This is a genomic window from Methylocaldum sp. RMAD-M (genome assembly GCF_017832375.1).
Taxonomy (GTDB): domain Bacteria; phylum Pseudomonadota; class Gammaproteobacteria; order Methylococcales; family Methylococcaceae; genus Methylocaldum.
The window spans coordinates 58,348-79,117 of sequence record NZ_JAFIBZ010000004.1; the positions used below are offsets into that span (position 1 = coordinate 58,348).

Genomic DNA, 20,770 nt, shown 5'->3' on the forward strand with positions numbered 1-20,770 from the left:
TATGGCGACAGAAGAACACGGCTCTGGCGGGGCAACTGGATATATCGTTCACCACTTGACCCCCTTATCGACCGGCGAAGGATTCTGGACATTTCATCTGGATACCCTGTTTTTCTCTGTTTTCTTAGGCGGCTTATTCGTCATCATTTTCCGCAAGGCGGCTGAAAAGGCGACTTCCGGCGTACCCGGCCCCCTGCAAAATTTTGTGGAGATGATCGTCGAATTCGTTGACGCTCAGGTCAAGGATAGTTTTCATGGGCGTAGCGCGTTAATCGCACCCTTGGCGTTGAGCATCTTCGTCTGGGTATTCTTGATGAACTCGATGGACCTTATTCCGGTCGACCTGTTGCCCGATATCGGCAAGGCCATCGGGCTCGACTATCTTCGCGTGGTTCCCAGTACGGATTTGAACGCGACCTTTGCGATGTCGATTTCGGTGTTCTTCCTGATTCTGTTCTACAGCTTCAAAGTGAAGGGGCCGATTGGTTTTGGGAAAGAAATGATTCTGACCCCTTTTCACAGTGTATGGATGATCCCGTTCAACCTGATTCTGAAGCTTGTCGAGGAATTGGCGAAACCGGTATCTCTCGGCCTTCGTCTTTTCGGAAACATGTATGCCGGCGAGCTGATTTTCATATTGATCGCGCTGCTGCCTTGGTACGTGCAGCCCTTGCTGAGTTTCCCCTGGGCGGTCTTTCATATTCTGATCATCACTTTGCAAGCTTTCATCTTCATGGTTCTGACCATCGTATATCTGAGTCTAGCCCACGAAGATCATTAATCTCTTTCAATCAACCTTAACGTTCGATAATTCGGAGGAACAATGGAAATCGCATCTGTATCTGGCATGACCGCAATCGCCGTGGGCATCATCCTGGGCCTGGGCGCCATGGGAACCGCTATCGGTTTCGGCCTGTTGGGCGGCAAATTCCTGGAAGGCGCCGCGCGTCAGCCGGAGATGGTTCCGATGCTGCAGGTCAAAATGTTCATCGTCGCCGGTCTGCTCGACGCCGTAACCATGATCGGCGTGGGTCTCGCTCTGTTCTTCACTTTCGCCAATCCGTTCCTGTCCGCACTCAAGGGCTAAAAAAGCCGCGATTGCGACGCTTTAATGGCAAACAACCAAAGAGGAAAGCGCTGTGAGTATTAACGCCACTCTGATCGGCCAAATGATCACATTTGCGCTTCTGGTGTGGTTCACCATGAAGTACGTGTGGCCGCCTTTGATGCAAGCGCTCGAGGAGCGCAAAAAGAAGATTGCCGACGGTCTCGCTTCGGCTGAAAAAGGCAAGCATGAGATGGAGTTGGCCGAGAAGCGCGCGACCGCTTTGTTGCGGGAAGCTAAGGATCAGGCCGCAGACATCGTAAATCTAGCGCAAAAGCGCGCCAGCGAGGTGGTCGAGGAATCCAAGCAATCGGCGAAGGATGAAGGCGAGCGGATCGTTGCTGCGGCGAAAGCCGAGATCGAGCGCGAATTGCAGCAGGCGAAAGAAGGTTTGCGTCAACAGGTAGCGGTGCTGGCCATTTCTGCGGCCGAGCAAATCCTGCAGAAAGAAGTGGATCAAAAGAAGCATCGGGAAATTATCGACAACCTCGGTAAGCAGTTGGGTCAAGCATAATGAGCGAGTTAACGACGTTGGCGAGGCCTTATGCCGTTGCGGTTTACAAGAGGGCCAAAGAAACGGGAACGGCTGATAAGTGGAGCGACGCGCTCGCTTTCGTCACTCTGCTCATGCAAGACGAGCAGTTAGCTAAAGCCGCGGCCAATCCCAAGGCTAACCGCGAGCAGTTTTCGGAGGCTTTTCTCGGTCTCTGCAAAGATCACCTGGACACTGAGGCACAAAATTTTGTCCGGCTGCTGATCCGGAATCGCCGGCTTGACCTGGTTAAATATATCGCCGAGCTATTTAACCAATATAAGGCCGAGGATGAAGGATACATCGAGGTAGACGTCAGCACGGCTTTTCCGTTGAAAGACGCTGAACAAACGCGGTTGTCTTCCGTGCTGGAGCGTGTTCTGGAGAAAAAAGCACGTTTGCGCGTCGATGTCGATCCAACTTTGATCGGCGGCGTTTACATCAAGGCGGGTGACCGGGTGATAGACGCATCCATCCGCGGCCAGGTTGAAAGATTAGCAAAGAGACTCTGGACTTAGAGCGAGAAGAATCATGCAGCTGAACCCATCTGAAATCAGTGAACTCATTAAGAAGCGAATCGAGCAGTTCGATATAGGTGCCGAGGCCCGCACCGAGGGCACGATCGTTAGCGTGACCGACGGCATCGTCCGCATCCACGGCTTGACCGAAGTGATGCAGGGCGAAATGATCGAATTCAAGGAAAATACCTTTGGTATGGCCCTGAACTTGGAGCGCGACTCGGTTGGTGCGGTAGTGCTCGGTGCCTATGAGCATCTGGCTGAAGGCGATACCGCGAAATGCACCGGGCGCATTCTTGATGTTCCGGTCGGCGAGGCATTGCTCGGGCGTGTTGTGGACGCTCTGGGCCGGCCCATAGACGGCAAAGGTCCCATTGAGACCAAGGAACGTTCACCCATCGAAAAAATTGCTCCCGGCGTTATTGCTAGACAGTCGGTCAGCCAGCCGCTACAAACCGGCCTGAAGGCGATTGACTCGATGATTCCGATCGGCCGAGGCCAGCGCGAGCTGATCATCGGCGACCGCCAGACCGGGAAATCGGCCATCGCCGTCGATACCATCATCAATCAGAAAGGCACGGGCGTTAAATGTATTTACGTCGCCATCGGCCAGAAGCAGTCCTCGATAGCCAACGTGGTCCGGAAACTCGAGGAACACGGCGCGATGGCTCACACCATCATCGTAGCCGCTTCCGCTTCCGAATCCGCGGCGCTGCAGTTCATCGCACCCTATGCCGGATGCGCCATGGGCGAGTTCTTCCGGGATCGCGGCGAGGATGCATTGATCATCTATGACGATTTGACCAAGCAGGCTTGGGCATACCGCCAAATTTCACTGCTGCTCCGCCGCCCGCCGGGTCGCGAAGCTTATCCGGGCGACGTTTTCTATCTGCACTCGCGTCTTTTGGAGCGTGCCTCCAGAATCAACGCGGCCGAAGTCGAAAAATTGACCGGCGGCAAGGTCAAGGGCAAAACCGGCTCACTGACCGCGTTGCCGATCATCGAGACACAGGCGGGAGACGTATCGGCTTTCGTTCCGACGAACGTGATTTCGATCACCGACGGTCAGATTTACCTTGAGACCAATTTGTTCAACGCGGGCGTCCGTCCGGCCGTGAACGCCGGTCTTTCCGTATCCCGTGTGGGTGGTGCCGCTCAGACCAAGATCATCAGGAAATTGGGTGGCGGTATTCGTCTCGATTTGGCCCAGTTCCGTGAGTTGGCAGCATTCGCGCAGTTCGCCTCGGATCTGGACGAGGCTACGCGGAAGCAGATCGAGCGCGGCCAGCGCGTTACCGAAATCATGAAGCAAAGCCAATACTCCCCGCTTAGCGTGGCGCAAATGGCCGTATCTCTGTTCGCCGCCAACGAAGGCTTTTTGGACGATCTCCAAGTCAATCAGGTGAAGGATTTCGAAGACGGTCTGCAAAATTACATGAAGTCGGAACATGCCGATCTCATGGAAAAGATCAATGCGACCGGCGACTACAATGACGAGATTCAATCGGCATTGCACGCTGCGGTTACGAAGTACAAAGAAACCCACACTTGGTAGGGATTGATCGATGGCCGTCGGAAAAGAAATCCGTCTGAAGATCACGAGTATCAAAAATACTCAGAAGATCACGCGGGCCATGGAAATGGTGGCAGCCAGCAAGATGCGCAGAACCCAGGAACGAATGCAGGCTACGCGGCCGTATTCCCGGAAGATCGCGCAGATCATCAAGCATCTGGCTCACGCGAACCCGGAATACAAACACCCATTCACGATCGAGAGACCGGTAAACCGGGTCGGGGTCATTCTGATTTCGTCCGATCGGGGACTGTGCGGAGGGCTCAACGCCAATTTATTCAGATTGGCTCTGCGCAGAATGCGCGGATGGAACGCGGAAGACAAGGCCGTCACCCTAAGCACGATTGGCCAAAAGGGTACCGCGTTCTTCAGTTCGATCGGTGCAAACGTGGTTTCTCAGGCGACCAAGCTCGGCGACCGTCCCCATCTGCAGGATATCATCGGCGTCATAAAGACCATGGTCGACGAATATTCCGAGGGCAAGATCGACGAGTTGTACGTTCTTTACAACGAGTTTCTCAATACGATGACTCAGAAGCCGCGGCTCGTCCAGCTGCTTCCCATCCGACCGGAGGACATCGGTGAAGAACAGAAAGGCCAGTGGGATTACATTTACGAGCCTGACGCGAAGGAAGTGCTCGATCAGCTGTTGATCCGGTACGTGGAGTCGATCGTTTTCCAAGGTCTGGTGGAGAACAACGCCTGCGAGCAGGCGGCGCGAATGGTCGCAATGAAAAGCGCATCCGACAACGCCGGAAAACTCATCAAAGAGTTGCAGCTGATCTACAACAAAGCGAGGCAGGCGGCCATTACCCAGGAGATCGCGGAAATCGTCGGCGGCGCGGCTGCGGTCTAAGCGAATCGTTACAGAATAAACGCAAGAGTTTTTACGAGGACAGTCATGAGTTCGGGCAAAATCGTACAGATTATCGGCGCCGTGGTCGACGTGGAGTTCCCACGGGAGACCCTTCCCAAAGTTTACGACGCACTAAAGGTGGATGATAAAGACCTGGTGCTCGAAGTTCAGCAGCAGCTCGGTGACGGTATTGTCAGAACGATCGCCATGGGCAGCACCGACGGTTTGATGCGCGGGTTGAAGGTAACGAATACGGGAGCTCCGATTTCCGTACCCGTCGGTAAGGAAACCTTGGGTCGAATCATGAACGTCTTGGGCGATCCGATCGACGAGAAGGGCGCGATCGGCGAGAAGGAGCGCTGGGCTATTCATCGGAAAGCCCCGAGCTTCCAAGATCAAGCGGCGGCCAATGAGCTGCTGGAAACCGGCATCAAGGTTATCGACTTGGTCTGCCCCTTCGCCAAGGGCGGTAAAGTCGGCCTGTTCGGCGGCGCCGGGGTCGGCAAGACCGTAAACATGATGGAGCTGATCCGCAACATCGCGATCGAACACAGCGGCTATTCGGTGTTTGCAGGCGTCGGCGAACGGACGCGCGAGGGGAACGACTTTTATCACGAAATGAGCGAAAGCAACGTTCTCGATAAAGTGTCGCTGGTATACGGCCAGATGAACGAGCCGCCGGGCAACCGTCTGCGCGTGGCGCTGACCGGCTTGACCATGGCAGAGTATTTCCGAGACGAAGGCCGCGACGTGCTGCTGTTCATCGACAACATTTACCGCTACACGCTGGCGGGTACCGAAGTATCCGCGTTGCTTGGCCGTATGCCTTCCGCGGTTGGATACCAGCCCAACCTGGCGGAAGAAATGGGTGTGCTCCAGGAACGGATTACTTCGACGAAGGTGGGGTCCATCACCTCGATTCAGGCCGTGTACGTCCCCGCCGACGACTTGACCGACCCGTCTCCGGCAACCACCTTCGCCCACTTGGACGCGACCGTGGTTTTGTCCCGTCAGATCGCCGAGCTGGGTATCTACCCGGCGGTAGATCCTCTCGATTCGACTAGTCGCCAATTGGATCCGCTCGTCGTCGGCCAGGAGCATTATCAGGTTGCCCGCAAAGTGCAGAGCACCCTGCAGCGCTACAAAGAGCTTCGCGATATCATCGCGATCCTCGGCATGGACGAACTTTCGGAAGAAGACAAGCTGACCGTTTCCCGTGCGCGGAAAGTGCAGCGGTTCTTGTCGCAGCCGTTCTTCGTCGCCGAAGTATTCACCGGCTCGCCGGGCAAATACGTATCCCTGAAGGATACGATCTCAGGATTCAAAGGGATCGTCGAAGGGGAATACGACGATATTCCCGAGCAGGCGTTCTACATGGTCGGCAGCATCGACGAAGCCCTGGAGAAAGCCAACCGGGGCGCCGCATAATTCAAAGAGAAAAAGCACTATGGCTATGACGATCCACGTTGATATCGTGAGTGCGGAGGCGGAGATTTATTCCGGGCTCGCGGAATTGGTGGTTGCTCCGGCCGAAATGGGCGAAGTGGGTATTGCCGCACGGCACGCACCATTCCTCACCCGGCTGAAGCCGGGCGAGGTGCGGGTAAAGGTTAACGATCAGGAAGTCCATCCGTTTTTCATTTCGGGCGGCATGCTCGAGGTTCAGCCCCATGTCGTGACCATACTCGCCGACACCGCCGTTCGCGCCAAAGACATCGACGAGGCGGCAGCGCTGGAAGCCAAGAGACGTGCGGAAGAGATGCTGTCGGACAAGTCCGGCAAGATCGATTACGCTCTGGCACAGGCACAGCTCGCCGAGGCTGTCATGCAGCTTCGAACCTTGGAGAAATATCGGAAAGGCCGCGCGTAAGTTCAGCCGTTTTCGAGACCCAGCAAAATACCGGGCACGCCGCTCCCGTATTTTGCTGGGTTTTTTAGTTTTTCACGTTAATATAAATACGAGTATCCGGTCGCTGTTTTCGATCGGGTCGAACCAGTCCTTATTTTCCGCTTCTTCAACAAGGAAAAACGGAAGATGCCTTTGGAAATCGTCATCCTGGCCGCGGGCCAGGGAACGCGTATGCGTTCGTCCCTTCCCAAGATACTCCATAAAATCGGCGACCGTACGCTACTCGAGCATGTATATGCATTGGCCACCCGGTTGTGCCCCGACAAGATCACTGTGATCTACGGACATGGTGGCGAGACAGTTCTCAAGAGCCTCGAGCACCTGAAGGTCATCTGGGTCGAGCAGAAGGAACAGCTCGGCACCGGCCATGCAGTCATGCAAGTTGCGGACGACATCGACGAAGCGCGCACGGTTCTGATTCTTTATGGCGATGTGCCCTTGCTCGGCGACGAGACGGTCGAAAAGCTGATTCCGCTGGCAGAGGCGGATCAGATGGGGCTGTTGACGGTCGATCTTGCCGACCCTTACGGCTATGGCCGCATCGTCCGGGATAGCAGCGGTCGAGTGGTCAGGATCGTGGAAGAAAAAGATGCCACGCCGGAGGAGCGTAAGATCAGCGAAGTCAATACGGGAATTTTGGCCATAAAAGGCAGACACCTCAAAACCTGGCTGAGCCGGTTGGAAAACAATAATGCCCAGCGGGAGTATTACCTTACCGATGTGATCGCCATGGCGGTTGCCGATGACGTTCGGGTGGAAACGGTACAGCCGCACGATCCGGACGAAGTGCTGGGCGTGAACAACCGCGAACAGTTGGCTCATCTGGAACGGGTTTTCCAAAGACGAGTGGCGGAAGATTTGATGCGGAACGGTGTCACCTTGCGCGATCCGTCGCGTTTCGATGTGCGGGGAGAAATCGAATCCATCGGGCGCGACGTGGAAGTCGACATCAATGTCATTTTGGAGGGCCGGATCAAACTCGGCGATAACGTCCGCATCGGTGCCAATTGCGTGATCAAGGACAGCCAGATCGCCAACGACGTGGAAATTCTTCCGAACTGCGTCATCGAAGATGCCGTGATCGGCCAGGGCTGCCGCATCGGCCCGTTTGCACGCATCCGTCCGGAAACGCGGATCGAAGATCACGTCCACATCGGCAACTTTGTGGAAGTCAAGAAGTCGGCGATAGCCAGTCGTTCCAAGGTCAATCACCTCAGCTATATCGGAGACACGATCATCGGCCGCGACGTGAACGTCGGTGCCGGCACGATCACCTGCAACTATGACGGCGCCAATAAACATCAAACCGTCATAGAAGACGGCGCGTTCATCGGTTCGGATACCCAGTTGGTCGCGCCGGTCAGAGTCGGCAAGAATGCAACCATCGGTGCCGGAGCAACGGTTACCAAGGATGCGCCCGAAAATGCCCTGACCCTCAGCCGAGCGAACCAAGTTACCATCGAGGGTTGGCAGCGACCCACCAAGAAAAGGAGTTGAGTCATGTGTGGTATTGTTGGTGCCATCGCACACAGAGTCGTTACCCCCGTCCTGCTGGAAGGGCTTCGCCGTCTGGAATATCGCGGCTACGACTCGGCGGGGCTGGCGGTATTGGACGATTCCGCTCAGCTTCAGCGTGTACGCAGAAAAGGGAAGATCAGGGAGCTGGAAAAGGCTTTGGAAACTTCCTTAGTCGACGGCAAAGTCGGCATAGCTCATACCCGTTGGGCGACACATGGCGTTCCCTCCGAACGCAACGCCCATCCTCATATCTGCCGCGAGTCCGTGGCCGTGGTCCACAACGGCATCATCGAGAATCATGACGATCTTAGAAAGGAACTCCGGCAAAAGGGATACGATTTCGAATCGGAAACGGACACCGAAGTCATCGTCCATCAGATCCACGGATTTTTGGAGGAAGGTCTGAGTCTTTTCGAGGCCGTCAAGGAAACCTGCAAGGTGCTCGAAGGGGCTTATGCCATCGGCGTGATCAGCATCAACGAACCGAAGCGGCTGATCGCCGCGCGCCACGGCAGTCCATTAGTGGTGGGGTTGGGCGAGAGCGAAAACTTCATCGCCTCCGATGTCTTCGCGCTAGTCGGTGAAACGCAGCGTTTTATTTTCCTCGACGACGGCGACATCGCCGATTTGTCCACGGAGGCGGTCGATATTTACGATAGACACGGAAATCCGGTACAGCGGCCCGTCCATGAAACGAAATTGGCGGCCGACGCCGTTGAGCGCGGCGAATACCGCCACTACATGCAAAAGGAAATTCATGAGCAGCCGGTGGCAATCGAAAAAACCCTCGACGGGCGGATACGGGCCGGAAAAGTGCTCGATGCCGCTTTCGGGCCGTATGCCGAGAAAGCGTTCGACCACATCAAATCGGTTCAGATCGTCGCCTGCGGTACCAGCTATCATGCCGGCATGGTGGCGCGCTACTGGATGGAATCGATCGCGGGACTTCCGTGCAGCGTGGAAGTGGCCAGCGAATTCCGTTACCGCAAGAATGTGGTTCCGCCCGGGACCCTGTTCGTCAGCATTTCGCAGTCCGGCGAAACCGCCGATACCTTGGCGGCGCTGAAGGAGGCCAAGAAGCTCGGCTATGCGCACACCCTCGCGATCTGCAACGTGCCGGAAAGCTCGATCGTTCGGGAATCCGAATCGACCCTGATGACTCGAGCCGGTCCCGAAGTCGGCGTCGCCTCCACCAAGGCGTTCACCACCCAGCTGACCGCCCTGCTCCTTCTGGTCGTCGCCCTGGGCAAGCGCAACGGGCTCCCGCAGGAGCAGGAAGCGCGGATCGTCAAGGAGCTTGAAAGTCTGCCGGAGCAAATCGAGCGAGTTTTACTTCTGGAGGACGAAATTCAGCAATGGGCGGAACGTTTCGGCGACAAGCGTCACGCGCTCTATCTGGGACGTGGTGCCCATTATCCGGTCGCGATGGAGGGTGCGCTCAAACTGAAGGAAATCTCCTATATTCACGCCGAAGCGTATCCGTCTGGCGAGCTCAAGCACGGCCCTCTCGCGCTCATCGACGCCGAGATGCCGGTAGTGGCGGTTGCTCCGAACAACGAACTTCTGGAAAAGCTCAAATCGAATCTTCAGGAGGTTCAGGCCCGGGGCGGCGAACTCTACGTCTTCGCCGACGTGCGCGTGCCCATGGAGAGCGCGCCGGGCGTCAATTTGTTACGCGTCGCGGAGACCGAAGAGATCGTTGCGCCTATCGTCTACACGGTGCCCTTGCAGATGCTCGCCTATCACGTCGCATTGATCAAAGGTACCGACGTCGATCAGCCGCGCAACTTGGCGAAATCCGTCACTGTCGAGTGAACCGGATCGCGTGACTATCAGTCCTCAGAACGGACGTTCCGAACTACGGATGGTGGTCCGCAGGGCTGGCACGTAATCCACGCCAGCGGGTGGCGAGTAATTTGAAGATCAAGCCGGTGCCGAGCCCCCAGGCGCCATTTATCAGGAACGCCGTCGCGAGCAAAGGAGGGTGCCAGCCGCCTCCCAAGGGCCGGCCCTTGAGCGGAAATACCACCAAGAGCGCCACCAGCGACGGCAGAATGGCGCCGAACAGGAACGCTGTCACCCAGTAGCCGGGAGGCGGCGGAAACCGGGGTTCTACCAGCGCAAACAAAAAACCCCAGACACCGCCCCAGAAGGCCAACGAGAACACGGCCGGGATGCCGAACGGCGAGGTTGGCGCCAATGAGAACGGTGCGAAAGGCGCCAGACCGACGGCCCAAAGCAGCGCCAATGTGAGCTGGTGGAAAATCAGTGTGGCGAAAAAGCCCGCGACAAAACCGAACAATCCCCGTGTCGCAGTGTCTATGGGCGTATCGTGATAAGCCATAACAGGTTTCCTCCTGAATAATGATTCCCGTATCCCGCTTGAAACCAAGCGCGGCGCCATTACGATGAGCTTCTGGCCAGCGGTTAGCCCCGTTTAAATTAAGACTTCATGCCGCTGGGCAGGTTTCAGATCGGCTTATTGCAGGGACCGGTCATTCATAGCGAAAGACCGACCCTGCGGCGCGCATCGAGGCAGTTTCCGCTGCCGCGGGTAAAGTCGCGGCAGGTTCTTGGACGGTCGTCGTAGATCACGCATGCGTAGCTCTCGGTGGAAGTGCCGCCTCCGGACAGCGCAGCACAGCGCGAGCCGTGTCGCCGCAGCTTGCTGCGGGCATCGTGAATGATGACGAGGGTCGGATGGCGCTTGATCACCGGCTCGCGCTTGGAGATCTCGACCGAATCATAAGCCTCGCGGCAACACGCGCCGCAGGTAAGGCAATCGAGCTCGTCGGCCGGTTCGAAACGCGAGCACGCCGGCGCATCGCTTGGCAGCCGGACGCCGGGCGCATGCCGGCAGCGCAATCCCCGGCGCTCGACGAACGCCCAGGCACAACCGGTACAGCCGCGGTCGCTATGATACGCCGCGATGGGCGCGTGCCCCGCCGGATGCCGAGTGGGTGGTTCGGCCGCCTTCGTCCACAGCGAAGGCATCGCGCTTTCGCCGCAGGCGTCTGGGCCAGCATTAGCGTTGTGCTTCACACGGGGAACTAAAGCCGCAATGGCCGCGCTGGCGGCGAGCGCCTCGTCGAGGTGCGGCGCCCAACGGTGCTGCGATGCCCGCCAAGCGGCAAGGCGTGCGGCGACACAACTACGCTCGCGGCGCCCTCCCTCTTTCGGCGACGCCGTGAATGGATCGGCGGGCAGCGACTCCCAAAAGCTTACGCGGAAATCGGTGGTCGGCGCGAAGAAATCCCGCAGGCCCACGCTATCGGCCAGATAGGCTTGCAGCCGCAGACAAGCATGCTCGCGCCATGGATTTCGGCCACCGCTGCCGACTAGCCCCCAGTCTACCTGTCTTTCGCCGGCTTCCCCTTCGACCAGGGCATGACATAGCTCGTGAAGAATCATCTGGGCGAGCGAATCGTCAGGGTCGAGGATGTCGTCGGTGCCGATGAAGATCGTGCCGCGCCCATCGGTCGAGGCGTAAGCGTGCGGAGTGCGTTCGATGCGAAAGCCCACGCGTTCGGCGCAGGCAATCCACACCAGCGCGAGCGGGTCATCGTAACGATGGGTCGGGCGGCGGAGGAATTCGGTCATGTCGGATGCTGGCAAATCGGGTTGCAGATGTTACCAGGCGGAACCCTGTCCGTCTTCATGGCGAGACCGGCGAATTCACGAACCCACCGTAAAGCCAGATCATTCCTAGAGCGGCCAACATCAGCCAGATCATGACGATAAAGGCTCCGGCCGCATAACTCACCGGTTTGTTGCCGGGCGTGAATGCGTCTGCGGCCGCGGATCGGCATTCGGCGAGTACCGCGGATGGAATCAATCGAATCACCAACGCCAGTCCCAACGGAATCAAGACTAGTTCGTCGAGATATCCCAGCACGGGGATGAAATCCGGGATGAGATCGACCGGGCTGAACGCATAAGCCACGATCGCGGCCGCCAGAAGCTTTGCATACCAGGGCGTTCTTGGATGACGGGCGGCCAGATACAGCGCGAAAGCCTCCGCTTTGAGGCGGCGGGCGCGTTGCTTAAGCTCGATCAAAAGTGGCATTGGAAAAGAATTGTGCAAAGGCGGGTTGCCGTTCTTCCGTTCGCAGCGAGCATGCCGATTTAAAAGCCGCTACGCAAGCGATCCGACAACCGGTTCAGGGCGCGCGGCGATTGGCTTCATAAACAGGCATCAACTGCTGAGCCTTTACCCGCATGCTCTGTAGGCGTTGTTCGGGATTGGGGTGAGTGCTGAGCCAGTCCGGACCGCCGCTGCCTCCGACTTTGATCATTTTCTCCCAGAGGGAAATAGCGGCAAAAGGATCATATCCCGCTTTGGCGGCGAGCTCGATGCCGACCGCGTCCGCCTCGCTCTCGGCCTTGCGGCTGTTGGGCAACTGCAAGCTGACGGTGGCGACGGTATCGGCGAGGCCGGCCACGCCGCCCAAGTTATAGCCAGCGATTGCCCCGGCCAGAACGCCTAGGCCCAAGCCAAGCTTTTGAACCTGAAGGCGCGACATTTTCTCGGCCTGGTGCGAGAGCAAGGCGTGAGCGATTTCGTGTCCCAGAACCTGAGCCAGTTCGTCGTCCGTGGGACGGATTTTCTGAAGCAGTCCCGTGTATACGGCGATCTTGCCGCCGGCCATGCACCAGGCATTTACTTGATCGCTTTTCAGAACGTGCACCTCCCATTGCCAGTGGCGGGTCTCCGGACGCAGCGCTGCGGCTTGTGCAATTAACGGCTGTGCTATGGATCGAACCCGATTGACCGTGGCGGGATCTTCGTCTAGGACCTGCTGTTTTTCTGCATTCAGCAGCAATTGGTCGTAAGCCTGTGCGGAGTACCGGGCGGCCTTGTTGTCGCTGACCAACATGATCTGACTGCGGCCGGTGATGGGATTGGTCGCACAGCCGGCGATTCCGACAGAAAGCTGGATGGCAAGAAGAGTAGCCAGGAAGCGATTCACCAAGTGACTTTGCCTCGACATAGCGCCGGATACCCCCGATTTGACGCCGAAATCGACGAAAGATTCGGCTGGTTCCGGTCGAGAGCTTCCGACGAGCCGTGCCGAACGGCCTGGCCATGCAGTGGCGCTATTGGTCACGGTGCCCTTTTTGCTCGATGCGCTTGAGCAAGGCAAAAAGATCGCTGTTGGTCGAAAGAACGACCGTAGATTCGCCGTTGATGACCTTGCGATAGGTTTCGAGGCTCTTCAAGAAACGGTAGAAGTCGGCCGCCTCGGGGCGCTGCGTGTATGCCCTGGCATAGATCTCCGTCGCTTTGGCATCCGCCTCGCCGCGAATTTCCTGAACCCGTTTGTAGGCGGCCGATTCGATTTCGTTGATGTCGCGGTCCTTGTTGCCGGAAATGCGCGCGGCTTCACCCTCGCCTTCGGATCGGAACCGCTGGGCAATCTGTAGCCGCTCGCTGATCATGCGTTGGTGGATGCGTTCGAGAACGCCCGGATTGTAATTGATCCGCTTGAGCCGGATGTCCAGAAGCTCGATGCCGAACTCGGCCAGTTTCGGAGCGGCGGCGTTGAAGATGCCTTTTTCGATTTCCAGTCGACCGTATTGGATCGGACGTAAAACGCCAAGCCCGCCTACTGCCGATAGCGCGCCTGCGACGCTTTCATCCTGCAGCGGTCGACGCGTTTTGTCGGTGCGAACCACCTCGATCAGTTCGTGCCTGGCAATCGCCGTGCGCGTCTCGCTGCCCAAGATATCTTCCAGACGCGACTGGGCACTCCGCTCGTCCCGCAGGCGAAGGTAATACTGCATGGGATCGGTGATGCGCCAGCGCGCGAAGGTATCCACCTGAATATAGGTCTTGTCCTTGGTCGACATTTCCACCATGGGTCCGTCCCAAGCCAGATAACGTTTGTCGAAACGGGTGACCTGCTGGATGAGAGGCAGTTTGAAATGTAGACCGGGGTCGGTAATGGGGTCGCGGACCGGCCTGCCGAACTGGGTAACGATTGCTTGCTCGGTTTCGTTGACCGTGAATGCGGACAGCAGTACCAATGCGGCCGCCAAGAGCGCGAGAAGAATCGCGAGAGTCTTAGCCAAGCTCATTTATTTTTCCTCCGGCAGCCGTGCGGGTAAGGGAAGCATCGGCAGGATCTGCTGTACCGATTCGTCCACGATGATCGATTGCTTGGCCTCGGGAAGAACGTCGCCCAGCGTTTCGAGGTAAAGACGCGCCCGGGTGATCTCCGGCGCCTTGATGTATTGCTCGAGAACGGCGCTGAACGCGGCGGCATCGCCCTCCGCCTCGTTGATCCGCTTGAACCGGTAGCCTTCGGCTGCGCGGATTTTCTGATCCGCCTCGCCGCGGGCGCGGGGCACGGCTTTGTTGTATTCGCCGTTGGCCAGATTGATGGCATTCTCCCGGTCCTGCTGCGCCCGATTCACTTCGTTGAACGAGGGCTGCACGGGTTCCGGCGGATTGACGTTCTTTAACTGCACCTGATTGACGGAAACGCCGAGGCGGTAACGGCCCGCCAATTCCCGCAGCCGATCGAGGACCGATTCCTCGATTTCCTGGCGGCCTATCGTAATGATTTCGTCGACTGTCCGGTCTCCTACGACTTCCCGCATGACCGATTCGGAGAGGTCCCGCAGGGTCAGTCCCGGATTACGCACCGCGAAGAGGTAAGTCTCGGGTTCGGTGATGCGGTATTGCACGACCCACTCGACGAGCGCCGCATTCAAGTCTCCGGTCACCATGGATTTTTCCTTTTCCGGCTCCTTGCCCACCTGATCCGGGTGGGTGTAGCCGGGTGTGACCAAACCGAATTCCAGCTTGAGTTGCCGCTGGGTCGGCACCTCGATCACGTTGTCGATGCCGAACGGAAGTTTGAAATGCAGGCCGGGCGGCACTTTAAGAATGTATTTTCCGAACCGGAGCACAATGCCTTCCGATTCCGCCGGTATTGTGTAGTACGAGGTCCATGCCAAGACGATGAGCAATAGAATCAGGAGGATTCGCGGCAGGGAGATGGGCGGCGCGCCGGAAAAACGTCCGAACAAAGGTTTTACGTTACTCACGAAGCTCTTCCTTTGAAAAACATATTAAGCCGTAGTCCGGCAAACTCTAGCGATATGGAACAGCTCAAGGATAGCCCTATAACGTGTGCATGTGGATGCCACATCACAAGCTTTCCCCGGATGCGAAGTCTCAATTTGTCTGAAACTTAAGCCGGTGCAGTTCGGCAAAAAGTAAATGATTCGGACGGTTTGATTCAGCATCAGAGTTCTTGTTGCCCGTCATTCGGGAGGTCATCCTCGTTAACGATTTCGTGGAAGGAAGCCTGAACGCAATTCGCGCCTGGGCGCCGTTTTGGAGCCGATTCAAGTAATCAAGACGAGCCTGATCCCGGGGCAAAAAAGCGTGTCTGGCTCGCCTGCCGGCTCACGGGGATGATCAACAATATGATGCTGGATTTTGCCGCACTGCATGGAATAGCCCCGCAGGCCGAGCATTTTCCGATGAGCCGGGGGAACGAAGCGTTGAGCTCTTTAGGACTGGGAAAGCACGGTACCGTGTCGTGCCGGAGGTCGACTTTGCCTCATCCGAGGCCGATCGAATTAGAGAGCGTCAGAAAGGGAGAGTTTCGTTATTCTTAAATAGAATAACGATACCAATGTATAGTCTTGTATGTAATAAGATAGGTAGGTTAAAATCCTTTACAGCGTAATAATCGACTCTCCTCTTAACCTCACCTTTAACAGCCTCGGTCTACCGGGGCTTTCTTTTGAACGAGCCTTCTTATCGACCATATCGAGGTTGACAGGCTGATTTCAAACCGCCGACGGCGCGTTTGAGCGCCGCTGGCGGTACACGATTGATTTAGATCTGTTCGGCTACGGTTACGCAGAGATTGGTCGGATTTTGCTGCGCGTCCAGCACTGGCTTGATGGTAAAGCTCACCAGATTTTCCACACCTGCATCGCCGAGATCGGTTACCGGAACACCCTCTATCTTGATCTTGGTGCCTTTGATCGACCAGGTGTAATTGGCGTCGAAGCCGGTATTGTTTCCGGAATTCTCAAGATCCACCTCGAGCGTGGCTCCGTCGCAGGCCGCTGTGGGTTTCTTCAGATCGAGCACGTGGGCGTGAAACCCGCTCTTGGGATCTACGTGCGTGCTGTCCTGTATGGGCAAATGAGTAACCAGGATCAGGACGTTGTTGGTGCCGTCGGTCAGGGCGCCATAACCGAATGCGCCTGCCTTGCCGTCCATAGGCACGGCGGCCGATGTTTCAATTTCCACGTCAAGAACCTTCCCTTTGCTCTTGTTTTCCCATTCGACTTCCGCTTGTTTCACTTTCAGATAGTTCGGTGTTTCGGCCCAACTTGGGGAGGACACGAGGATCATCGATGCCACGGAACCGAACAGGGTCATCAATCTTATCGTTTTCATCGAGAGATCTCCTTTATATTAGCGATTGGTTAAGGTGCCGAACACGGATCGGCGCCCGAAGCGATAATATGATCGACTCGATAATATTTCTAGGGAAGAGATCGAATGGGAGAAACTATTCCCGGCCAAAATTCTGATTTTCTCTCTCGCTTACAGCAAACACATGCCTGTTTTGGTCGAATCCTCTCTCGGCGATTCCCAATCGGGTTTCCGCTATCGCCTTGGCTTCACGGCTGGTTGGTGCCTTTATCTTGATAACCTCGGTACGGCCATCGAGATAAAGATAAACGTCGTAAGTATTCATAATGGGGAACACTCGAAAGAAACTTAGAGCGGGGCTTGAGATCGCTTTTTTTCCAGCGAGTCCGACGGAAAAAATACGCGTGCGACCGTTTCCCCAAGCCAGATCGAGACGATAGAAAGAATCGAGATGTGATTCTGTGAGAAATTACCCAAGAGCCAGGCTTACAAAGCGTGCTGGCGCTCAGGTATCAGGATCGATGGCGGTCCGTCCTTGGCGGGAGATTACCTTCGCCTTGCTGTCGCAAGCCACCCCGATCGGCTGACTTAAGATCGAAGTCGCCCGGCAGAGATGTCTCTCCTGGGCGACAAGGGGGGCATCGCGCAACGCGACACCCGCGTAAGCGGGAAAGCAGTTCTAGGTGGCCGGGGAACGGGTTGCGCCGTTTATCGAGGCTTTTGATCCTTCAGCGTTGCGCTTGCTCAGTTCGTCGATGACACTGTCCAAAGAGCCGGTCCGGGCAATGTCCTCGCTAAACGTCGTGCGATAGTTTTGCACCAGACTGATGCCTTCTATCAGCACGTCATAGACTTTCCATGCGCCATTGGTGTCGACCATGCGATAGTCCACGGCGACCGGTTTTGCGCCGGGCTGGAGAATCTCGGTCTTGATGACGGCTTTCTTGTCGGCTAGCGGTGTCTGAAGCGGCAGATAGCGGATGTCCCAGTCCTTATATTCGGTGAATGCCGCGGTGTAAGTGCGAATGAGCAGCATACGGAATTCGTTTTTGAAACGTTCCCGCTGCTGTGGAGTGGCGGTTCGCCAGTGCTTGCCTAGAATGAGCAGGGCCGCGCGATCGACGTCGACATGGGGCTCCAGGATCTCCTTGACGATGCGCGTCGCTCTGGGAACGTCGAGCTTATAGTCGTATTCCCGTAAGGCTTGCTTTACCTCATCGGACGTTTTCTGAATGACTTGCTGGGGTGGAAGCAGGGCTTCAGCACCGGTCACAACCGGGAGGAACCCAAGAAAAATCGAGCACAAAGCCAGGAGGGCTTTGCCTGTTGAGGTAAATTGAAAAGTCATCGGCTAGCTCATAAAACAAAATATAAAAAAGACATTCAGCGAGCGTTCCGAATTTTTCGGGCGGCATGCTGATTTCTCGGGGTTCGGAGTCCAGAACAAACAGCAAAATGATACCGGCTTATCCGATCGGCGGTAATGGTTTTGTTCCCCGGTATACCGGTAGTTTGTCGTAGCTGGCATCGCAGTTCTTTAAGCATTCACTGTGCCAAATCTTTTCAGCTCTGACGTTTAAAGTACGACTCGATCACGAAGGAAATAATCCTTGCACCCATGATTTTTTGGTGCGAGAGGAGTCTAATAGGTCGATATCAAAACTGTGACACTGACTGCTCATAGGCGTGCGCTGCTTATGGATGTCTGCTTCAAAGAGCCCTGTCGATTACTTCGGATCCTGCTGTTCGCGTTCATCGGTGCGCTCGTGAGCGGCTGCGGCGCAGGTGTTCATTATCGGGCGGGCATCGGCGCGGGATATCCGAGTCCTTACTACCGGTACGATTATTATCCTTATAGCTATTTCCACGGATACGGCGCCTACCCTTACACGTACCGGCGACCCTATGGCTATGACCGGCGTTTTTATGGGTTCGATCGTTATCATCGCCCCTACTACTGGGACAGACGGCCTTATCGCTACGATAAACCGTTCCAGTACCGCGACAAACGGCCCGATCGATTCGATAAACCTTTTCAGTACCGTGACAGACAGCCTCATCGGTTCAATAAGCCTTTCCGTCACTGGGAACGGCGGCCTTATGGTTCCGGTGTGCCATTTCGTAATCCTCGGCCACATAATCGCTACCGACGTTAACCACGTGACTGCGAGCCCTTGGCTTTGCGCCATGGCAATCCCGGAATTTTTCGTTCAATCATGGCGGGCGTATAGGGTGCCCTTTACCATCGCGTGGTTTTCCCGTAATTTGACCGGAGTGTCGGTTATTTAGGGTGAATAGGATAGAACGATGAGCAGACTGCCGGACGATTTGAAGTATGCGAAAACCCATGAATGGGCGAAACCGGAGGAGAGCGGGAATGTACGCGTGGGCATCTCCGACTACGCTCAAGAGCAATTGGGCGACGTGGTATATGTCGAGCTGCCGGAAATCGGCCGGCGGGTTAAGGCGGGCGAAGCATGCGCCGTGGTCGAATCGGTGAAAGCCGCCTCGGACATCTATAGCCCGGTATCCGGCGAAATCGTCGAGGTCAACGGGTCATTGTCGGATGCTCCCGAAGCGATCAACCAGGACTCCTATGCCGCGTGGTTGTTCTGCGTCAAGGCGGATGATCTTTCCGAACTAAACACCCTTTTGGATGCCGAAGCTTATAAAGCAGACGCTGAGGCCGACTAAACGGTTCGTTTGTTTTATCGCTTGTTCTCCTCCGGTAGCGATGCTAGCGAATCGAGTGTAGCGGCCGGAACAGGCACCGGCGTTTCGCATGTCTTTGGGTTATACGCGTCGCGCGTGCCAATCGGCATAAATTCTCCGGCAGATGATACATGCCGATTTGTCCGGTGTTTGCCAGGAGCGTCCATGCCTTGTCCAGGCCCAGATCGAATGTCTTGAGCCCATAGCATTCTGGCCCGGCGGAGGGGCCAGAAATAATTAAGAAAGCAAACCCTTAGCCACATGCCTTTCATTCCTCATACCGAAGCCGATATCCGCGAGATGCTTGCGGCCCTCGGTGTGCCATCGACAGAAACGCTCTTCGACGAAATACCGGCGGAGTTGCGTTGCGGCGCGCTCGATCTCCCGCCCGCTTTGAAAGAAATGGAAGTTACGCGTTTGATGCGCGCACGCGCCGGCCAGAACCGTCCGCTTCTATGCTTTGCCGGCGCCGGGGCTTACGAGCACCACATACCGGCCGCGGTTTGGGCCGTAACCAGCCGGGGCGAGTATTACAGCGCGTACACGCCCTACCAGGCGGAAGCGAGTCAAGGCACGCTGCAGGTGCTCTACGAATATCAGAGCATGATGGCGAGCCTCACCGCCATGGACGTATCGAACGCTTCGCTCTACGACGGCGCGACCAGCCTCGCGGAAGCGGTGTTGATGGCGGTGCGGACGAACCGAAAATCGCATTCGCGCCGCATCCTGATGCCGAAGACCGTACATCCGTTTTACCGGCGGGTGGTCCGGACCATCGTCGGGAGCCAGGCGCTGGAACTGATCGAGCTGCCCTATGACGTCGAAACCGGGCGCGTCGATCCGGCGTCTCTGGAAATCCACTCGGGCACGGACATCGCCGCCTTGGTGATTCCCCAGATCAATTTCTTCGGCGTGCTCGAGGCCGTAGACGAACTGACCGTTTGGGCCGCCGCAAACGGCGCCATCGCCATCGCGCTGGTCAATCCCATGGCACTGGCTCTCCTCAAGCCGCCTGGCGAATGGGGGCAAGAGGGCGCCGATATCGCTTGCGGGGACGGCCAGCCTTTGGGCATACCCTTGTCGGGCGGTGGACCGTATTTCGGATTTATGTGCTGCCGCAAGGCGCACGTCCATCAACTGCCCGGACGTCTGGTCGGCCGGACCGTGGATATGGACGGCAAGCCCGGTTTCACGCTTACGCTTCAGGCACGCGAGCAACATATCCGCCGCGGCCGGGCGACCTCCAATATCTGCACCAACCAGGGCTTGATGGTCACGGCGGCGACCATTTACATGGCGCTCTTAGGGCCGGAAGGATTGCGGCGAGTCGCTTTGCAGAGCCATCAAAACACGCTCAGCCTGATGAGTAGCTTGACTGCCGTCGACGGCGCCGAGCGGGTTTTCTCGGGGCCTTTCTTTCATGAAGCGGTTTTCCGCACGCGGAGGCCCGCCAGCGAGATCATGGACGGCTTGGCGGAACGGGGGATTCTTGGAGGACATGAACTCGCAAGGGATTATCCGGAACTCGGCGAAGCCATTCTGGTTTGTGTCACGGAAACGCGTACTCAGGAGGATATCGAATCGTACGCACGCCAAATAGCGTCGCTGCTTAATCATGGCTGAAGAGGTCGGAGCCGACA

The 20,770-nt window shown here is 56.7% G+C and carries 22 protein-coding genes; 12 read left to right on the forward strand and 10 right to left on the reverse strand.

Annotated features, from left to right (window positions below; translation table 11 throughout):
• Position 1 precedes the first annotated feature (1 nt).
• The 10 genes from atpB (at position 2) to glmS (ending at position 9,826) form a co-directional block, all read left to right on the forward strand.
• On the forward strand, positions 2 to 781 hold the full coding sequence (gene atpB / locus JOD69_RS05365; RefSeq protein ID WP_077728311.1) for a F0F1 ATP synthase subunit A: 780 nt from the start codon (positions 2 to 4) through the stop codon (positions 779 to 781).
• Between the two features lie 48 nt (positions 782 to 829).
• The gene (gene atpE / locus JOD69_RS05370; protein WP_202901216.1) at positions 830 to 1,087 is read left to right on the forward strand and encodes a F0F1 ATP synthase subunit C; all 258 of its coding nucleotides are present in this window, start codon (positions 830 to 832) and stop codon (positions 1,085 to 1,087) included.
• 52 nt (positions 1,088 to 1,139) lie between these two features.
• Positions 1,140 to 1,619, forward strand: coding sequence for a F0F1 ATP synthase subunit B (locus JOD69_RS05375; RefSeq protein ID WP_086133831.1), 480 nt, complete (start codon positions 1,140 to 1,142; stop codon positions 1,617 to 1,619).
• The gene (locus tag JOD69_RS05380; protein ID WP_077728313.1) at positions 1,619 to 2,155 is read left to right on the forward strand and encodes a F0F1 ATP synthase subunit delta; all 537 of its coding nucleotides are present in this window, start codon (positions 1,619 to 1,621) and stop codon (positions 2,153 to 2,155) included. The genes JOD69_RS05375 and JOD69_RS05380 overlap by 1 nt, the downstream gene beginning before the upstream one ends.
• 10 nt (positions 2,156 to 2,165) lie before the next feature.
• Complete coding sequence (gene atpA, locus JOD69_RS05385) at positions 2,166 to 3,710, forward strand: F0F1 ATP synthase subunit alpha (protein WP_276205320.1); 1,545 nt, start codon at positions 2,166 to 2,168, stop codon at positions 3,708 to 3,710.
• 10 nt (positions 3,711 to 3,720) lie between these two features.
• Positions 3,721 to 4,584, forward strand: a complete 864-nt coding sequence (gene atpG / locus JOD69_RS05390; protein WP_077728315.1) for a F0F1 ATP synthase subunit gamma — start codon at positions 3,721 to 3,723, stop codon at positions 4,582 to 4,584.
• A 45-nt stretch (positions 4,585 to 4,629) separates the two neighbouring features.
• Positions 4,630 to 6,012, forward strand: coding sequence for a F0F1 ATP synthase subunit beta (gene atpD / locus JOD69_RS05395; protein WP_077728316.1), 1,383 nt, complete (start codon positions 4,630 to 4,632; stop codon positions 6,010 to 6,012).
• Between the two features lie 19 nt (positions 6,013 to 6,031).
• Entirely contained in the window at positions 6,032 to 6,454 is a 423-nt protein-coding gene (locus JOD69_RS05400; RefSeq protein WP_077728317.1) for a F0F1 ATP synthase subunit epsilon, read from the forward strand.
• Between the two features lie 165 nt (positions 6,455 to 6,619).
• Complete coding sequence (glmU, locus tag JOD69_RS05405; protein ID WP_086133832.1) at positions 6,620 to 7,990, forward strand: bifunctional UDP-N-acetylglucosamine diphosphorylase/glucosamine-1-phosphate N-acetyltransferase GlmU; 1,371 nt, start codon at positions 6,620 to 6,622, stop codon at positions 7,988 to 7,990.
• A 3-nt stretch (positions 7,991 to 7,993) separates the two neighbouring features.
• On the forward strand, positions 7,994 to 9,826 hold the full coding sequence (gene glmS, locus JOD69_RS05410) for a glutamine--fructose-6-phosphate transaminase (isomerizing) (RefSeq protein WP_077728319.1): 1,833 nt from the start codon (positions 7,994 to 7,996) through the stop codon (positions 9,824 to 9,826).
• Between the two features lie 43 nt (positions 9,827 to 9,869).
• Here the strand turns inward: glmS and JOD69_RS05415 are convergent, their stop codons facing one another.
• The 10 genes from JOD69_RS05415 to JOD69_RS05460 all read right to left on the reverse strand — a co-directional run bounded on the left by JOD69_RS05415 (position 9,870) and on the right by JOD69_RS05460 (position 18,556).
• Entirely contained in the window at positions 9,870 to 10,355 is a 486-nt protein-coding gene (locus tag JOD69_RS05415; protein WP_077728320.1) for a hypothetical protein, read from the reverse strand.
• 155 nt (positions 10,356 to 10,510) lie between these two features.
• Complete coding sequence (locus JOD69_RS05420) at positions 10,511 to 11,611, reverse strand: YkgJ family cysteine cluster protein (protein WP_086133040.1); 1,101 nt, start codon at positions 11,609 to 11,611, stop codon at positions 10,511 to 10,513.
• Positions 11,612 to 11,666: 55 nt separating this feature from the next.
• Positions 11,667 to 12,077, reverse strand: coding sequence for a YkvA family protein (locus JOD69_RS05425; RefSeq protein ID WP_086133039.1), 411 nt, complete (start codon positions 12,075 to 12,077; stop codon positions 11,667 to 11,669).
• Between the two features lie 94 nt (positions 12,078 to 12,171).
• Positions 12,172 to 12,981: a M48 family metallopeptidase gene (locus JOD69_RS05430; protein WP_240506764.1), complete on the reverse strand. Its 810-nt coding sequence runs from the start codon at positions 12,979 to 12,981 to the stop codon at positions 12,172 to 12,174.
• A 127-nt stretch (positions 12,982 to 13,108) separates the two neighbouring features.
• Positions 13,109 to 14,089, reverse strand: a complete 981-nt coding sequence (gene hflC / locus JOD69_RS05435; RefSeq protein ID WP_077728323.1) for a protease modulator HflC — start codon at positions 14,087 to 14,089, stop codon at positions 13,109 to 13,111.
• Positions 14,090 to 15,064 carry an FtsH protease activity modulator HflK gene (hflK, locus tag JOD69_RS05440; RefSeq protein WP_086133038.1) on the reverse strand — a complete coding sequence of 325 codons (975 nt, stop codon included), beginning with the start codon at positions 15,062 to 15,064 and terminating at the stop codon, positions 14,090 to 14,092.
• A gap of 802 nt (positions 15,065 to 15,866) precedes the next feature.
• Positions 15,867 to 16,439 (reverse strand): hypothetical protein, encoded by a 573-nt coding sequence (locus tag JOD69_RS05445; RefSeq protein ID WP_077728325.1) that lies wholly within the window; start codon positions 16,437 to 16,439, stop codon positions 15,867 to 15,869.
• A 115-nt stretch (positions 16,440 to 16,554) separates the two neighbouring features.
• On the reverse strand, positions 16,555 to 16,743 hold the full coding sequence (locus tag JOD69_RS05450; protein WP_086133037.1) for a hypothetical protein: 189 nt from the start codon (positions 16,741 to 16,743) through the stop codon (positions 16,555 to 16,557).
• Between the two features lie 354 nt (positions 16,744 to 17,097).
• Positions 17,098 to 17,766, reverse strand: coding sequence for an ABC transporter substrate-binding protein (locus tag JOD69_RS05455; protein WP_077728327.1), 669 nt, complete (start codon positions 17,764 to 17,766; stop codon positions 17,098 to 17,100).
• A gap of 379 nt (positions 17,767 to 18,145) precedes the next feature.
• Positions 18,146 to 18,556 carry a hypothetical protein gene (locus tag JOD69_RS05460; RefSeq protein WP_210023811.1) on the reverse strand — a complete coding sequence of 137 codons (411 nt, stop codon included), beginning with the start codon at positions 18,554 to 18,556 and terminating at the stop codon, positions 18,146 to 18,148.
• Positions 18,557 to 18,725: 169 nt separating this feature from the next.
• Between JOD69_RS05460 and gcvH the strand changes: the two genes are divergently transcribed.
• Together gcvH and gcvPA are read left to right on the forward strand one after the other, a co-directional pair.
• Positions 18,726 to 19,112: a glycine cleavage system protein GcvH gene (gene gcvH, locus JOD69_RS05465; RefSeq protein ID WP_086133035.1), complete on the forward strand. Its 387-nt coding sequence runs from the start codon at positions 18,726 to 18,728 to the stop codon at positions 19,110 to 19,112.
• Between the two features lie 279 nt (positions 19,113 to 19,391).
• Positions 19,392 to 20,753 (forward strand): aminomethyl-transferring glycine dehydrogenase subunit GcvPA, encoded by a 1,362-nt coding sequence (gcvPA, locus tag JOD69_RS05470; protein WP_086133034.1) that lies wholly within the window; start codon positions 19,392 to 19,394, stop codon positions 20,751 to 20,753.
• Positions 20,754 to 20,770: the final 17 nt, after the last annotated feature.

Coding starts and splice junctions, on each gene's coding strand:
- gcvPA (WP_086133034.1), top strand. CDS start 19,392: ATGCCTTTCATTCCTCATACCGAAGCCGATATCCGCGAGATGCTTGCG.
- JOD69_RS05380 (WP_077728313.1), top strand. CDS start 1,619: ATGAGCGAGTTAACGACGTTGGCGAGGCCTTATGCCGTTGCGGTTTAC.
- hflC (WP_077728323.1), bottom strand. CDS start 14,089: ATGAGCTTGGCTAAGACTCTCGCGATTCTTCTCGCGCTCTTGGCGGCC.
- glmU (WP_086133832.1), top strand. CDS start 6,620: ATGCCTTTGGAAATCGTCATCCTGGCCGCGGGCCAGGGAACGCGTATG.
- JOD69_RS05420 (WP_086133040.1), bottom strand. CDS start 11,611: ATGACCGAATTCCTCCGCCGCCCGACCCATCGTTACGATGACCCGCTC.
- JOD69_RS05445 (WP_077728325.1), bottom strand. CDS start 16,439: ATGAAAACGATAAGATTGATGACCCTGTTCGGTTCCGTGGCATCGATG.
- JOD69_RS05455 (WP_077728327.1), bottom strand. CDS start 17,766: ATGACTTTTCAATTTACCTCAACAGGCAAAGCCCTCCTGGCTTTGTGC.
- JOD69_RS05450 (WP_086133037.1), bottom strand. CDS start 16,743: ATGAATACTTACGACGTTTATCTTTATCTCGATGGCCGTACCGAGGTT.
- JOD69_RS05400 (WP_077728317.1), top strand. CDS start 6,032: ATGGCTATGACGATCCACGTTGATATCGTGAGTGCGGAGGCGGAGATT.
- JOD69_RS05415 (WP_077728320.1), bottom strand. CDS start 10,355: ATGGCTTATCACGATACGCCCATAGACACTGCGACACGGGGATTGTTC.
- JOD69_RS05425 (WP_086133039.1), bottom strand. CDS start 12,077: ATGCCACTTTTGATCGAGCTTAAGCAACGCGCCCGCCGCCTCAAAGCG.
- atpB (WP_077728311.1), top strand. CDS start 2: ATGGCGACAGAAGAACACGGCTCTGGCGGGGCAACTGGATATATCGTT.
- glmS (WP_077728319.1), top strand. CDS start 7,994: ATGTGTGGTATTGTTGGTGCCATCGCACACAGAGTCGTTACCCCCGTC.
- gcvH (WP_086133035.1), top strand. CDS start 18,726: ATGAGCAGACTGCCGGACGATTTGAAGTATGCGAAAACCCATGAATGG.
- JOD69_RS05460 (WP_210023811.1), bottom strand. CDS start 18,556: ATGTGGCCGAGGATTACGAAATGGCACACCGGAACCATAAGGCCGCCG.
- atpG (WP_077728315.1), top strand. CDS start 3,721: ATGGCCGTCGGAAAAGAAATCCGTCTGAAGATCACGAGTATCAAAAAT.
- atpD (WP_077728316.1), top strand. CDS start 4,630: ATGAGTTCGGGCAAAATCGTACAGATTATCGGCGCCGTGGTCGACGTG.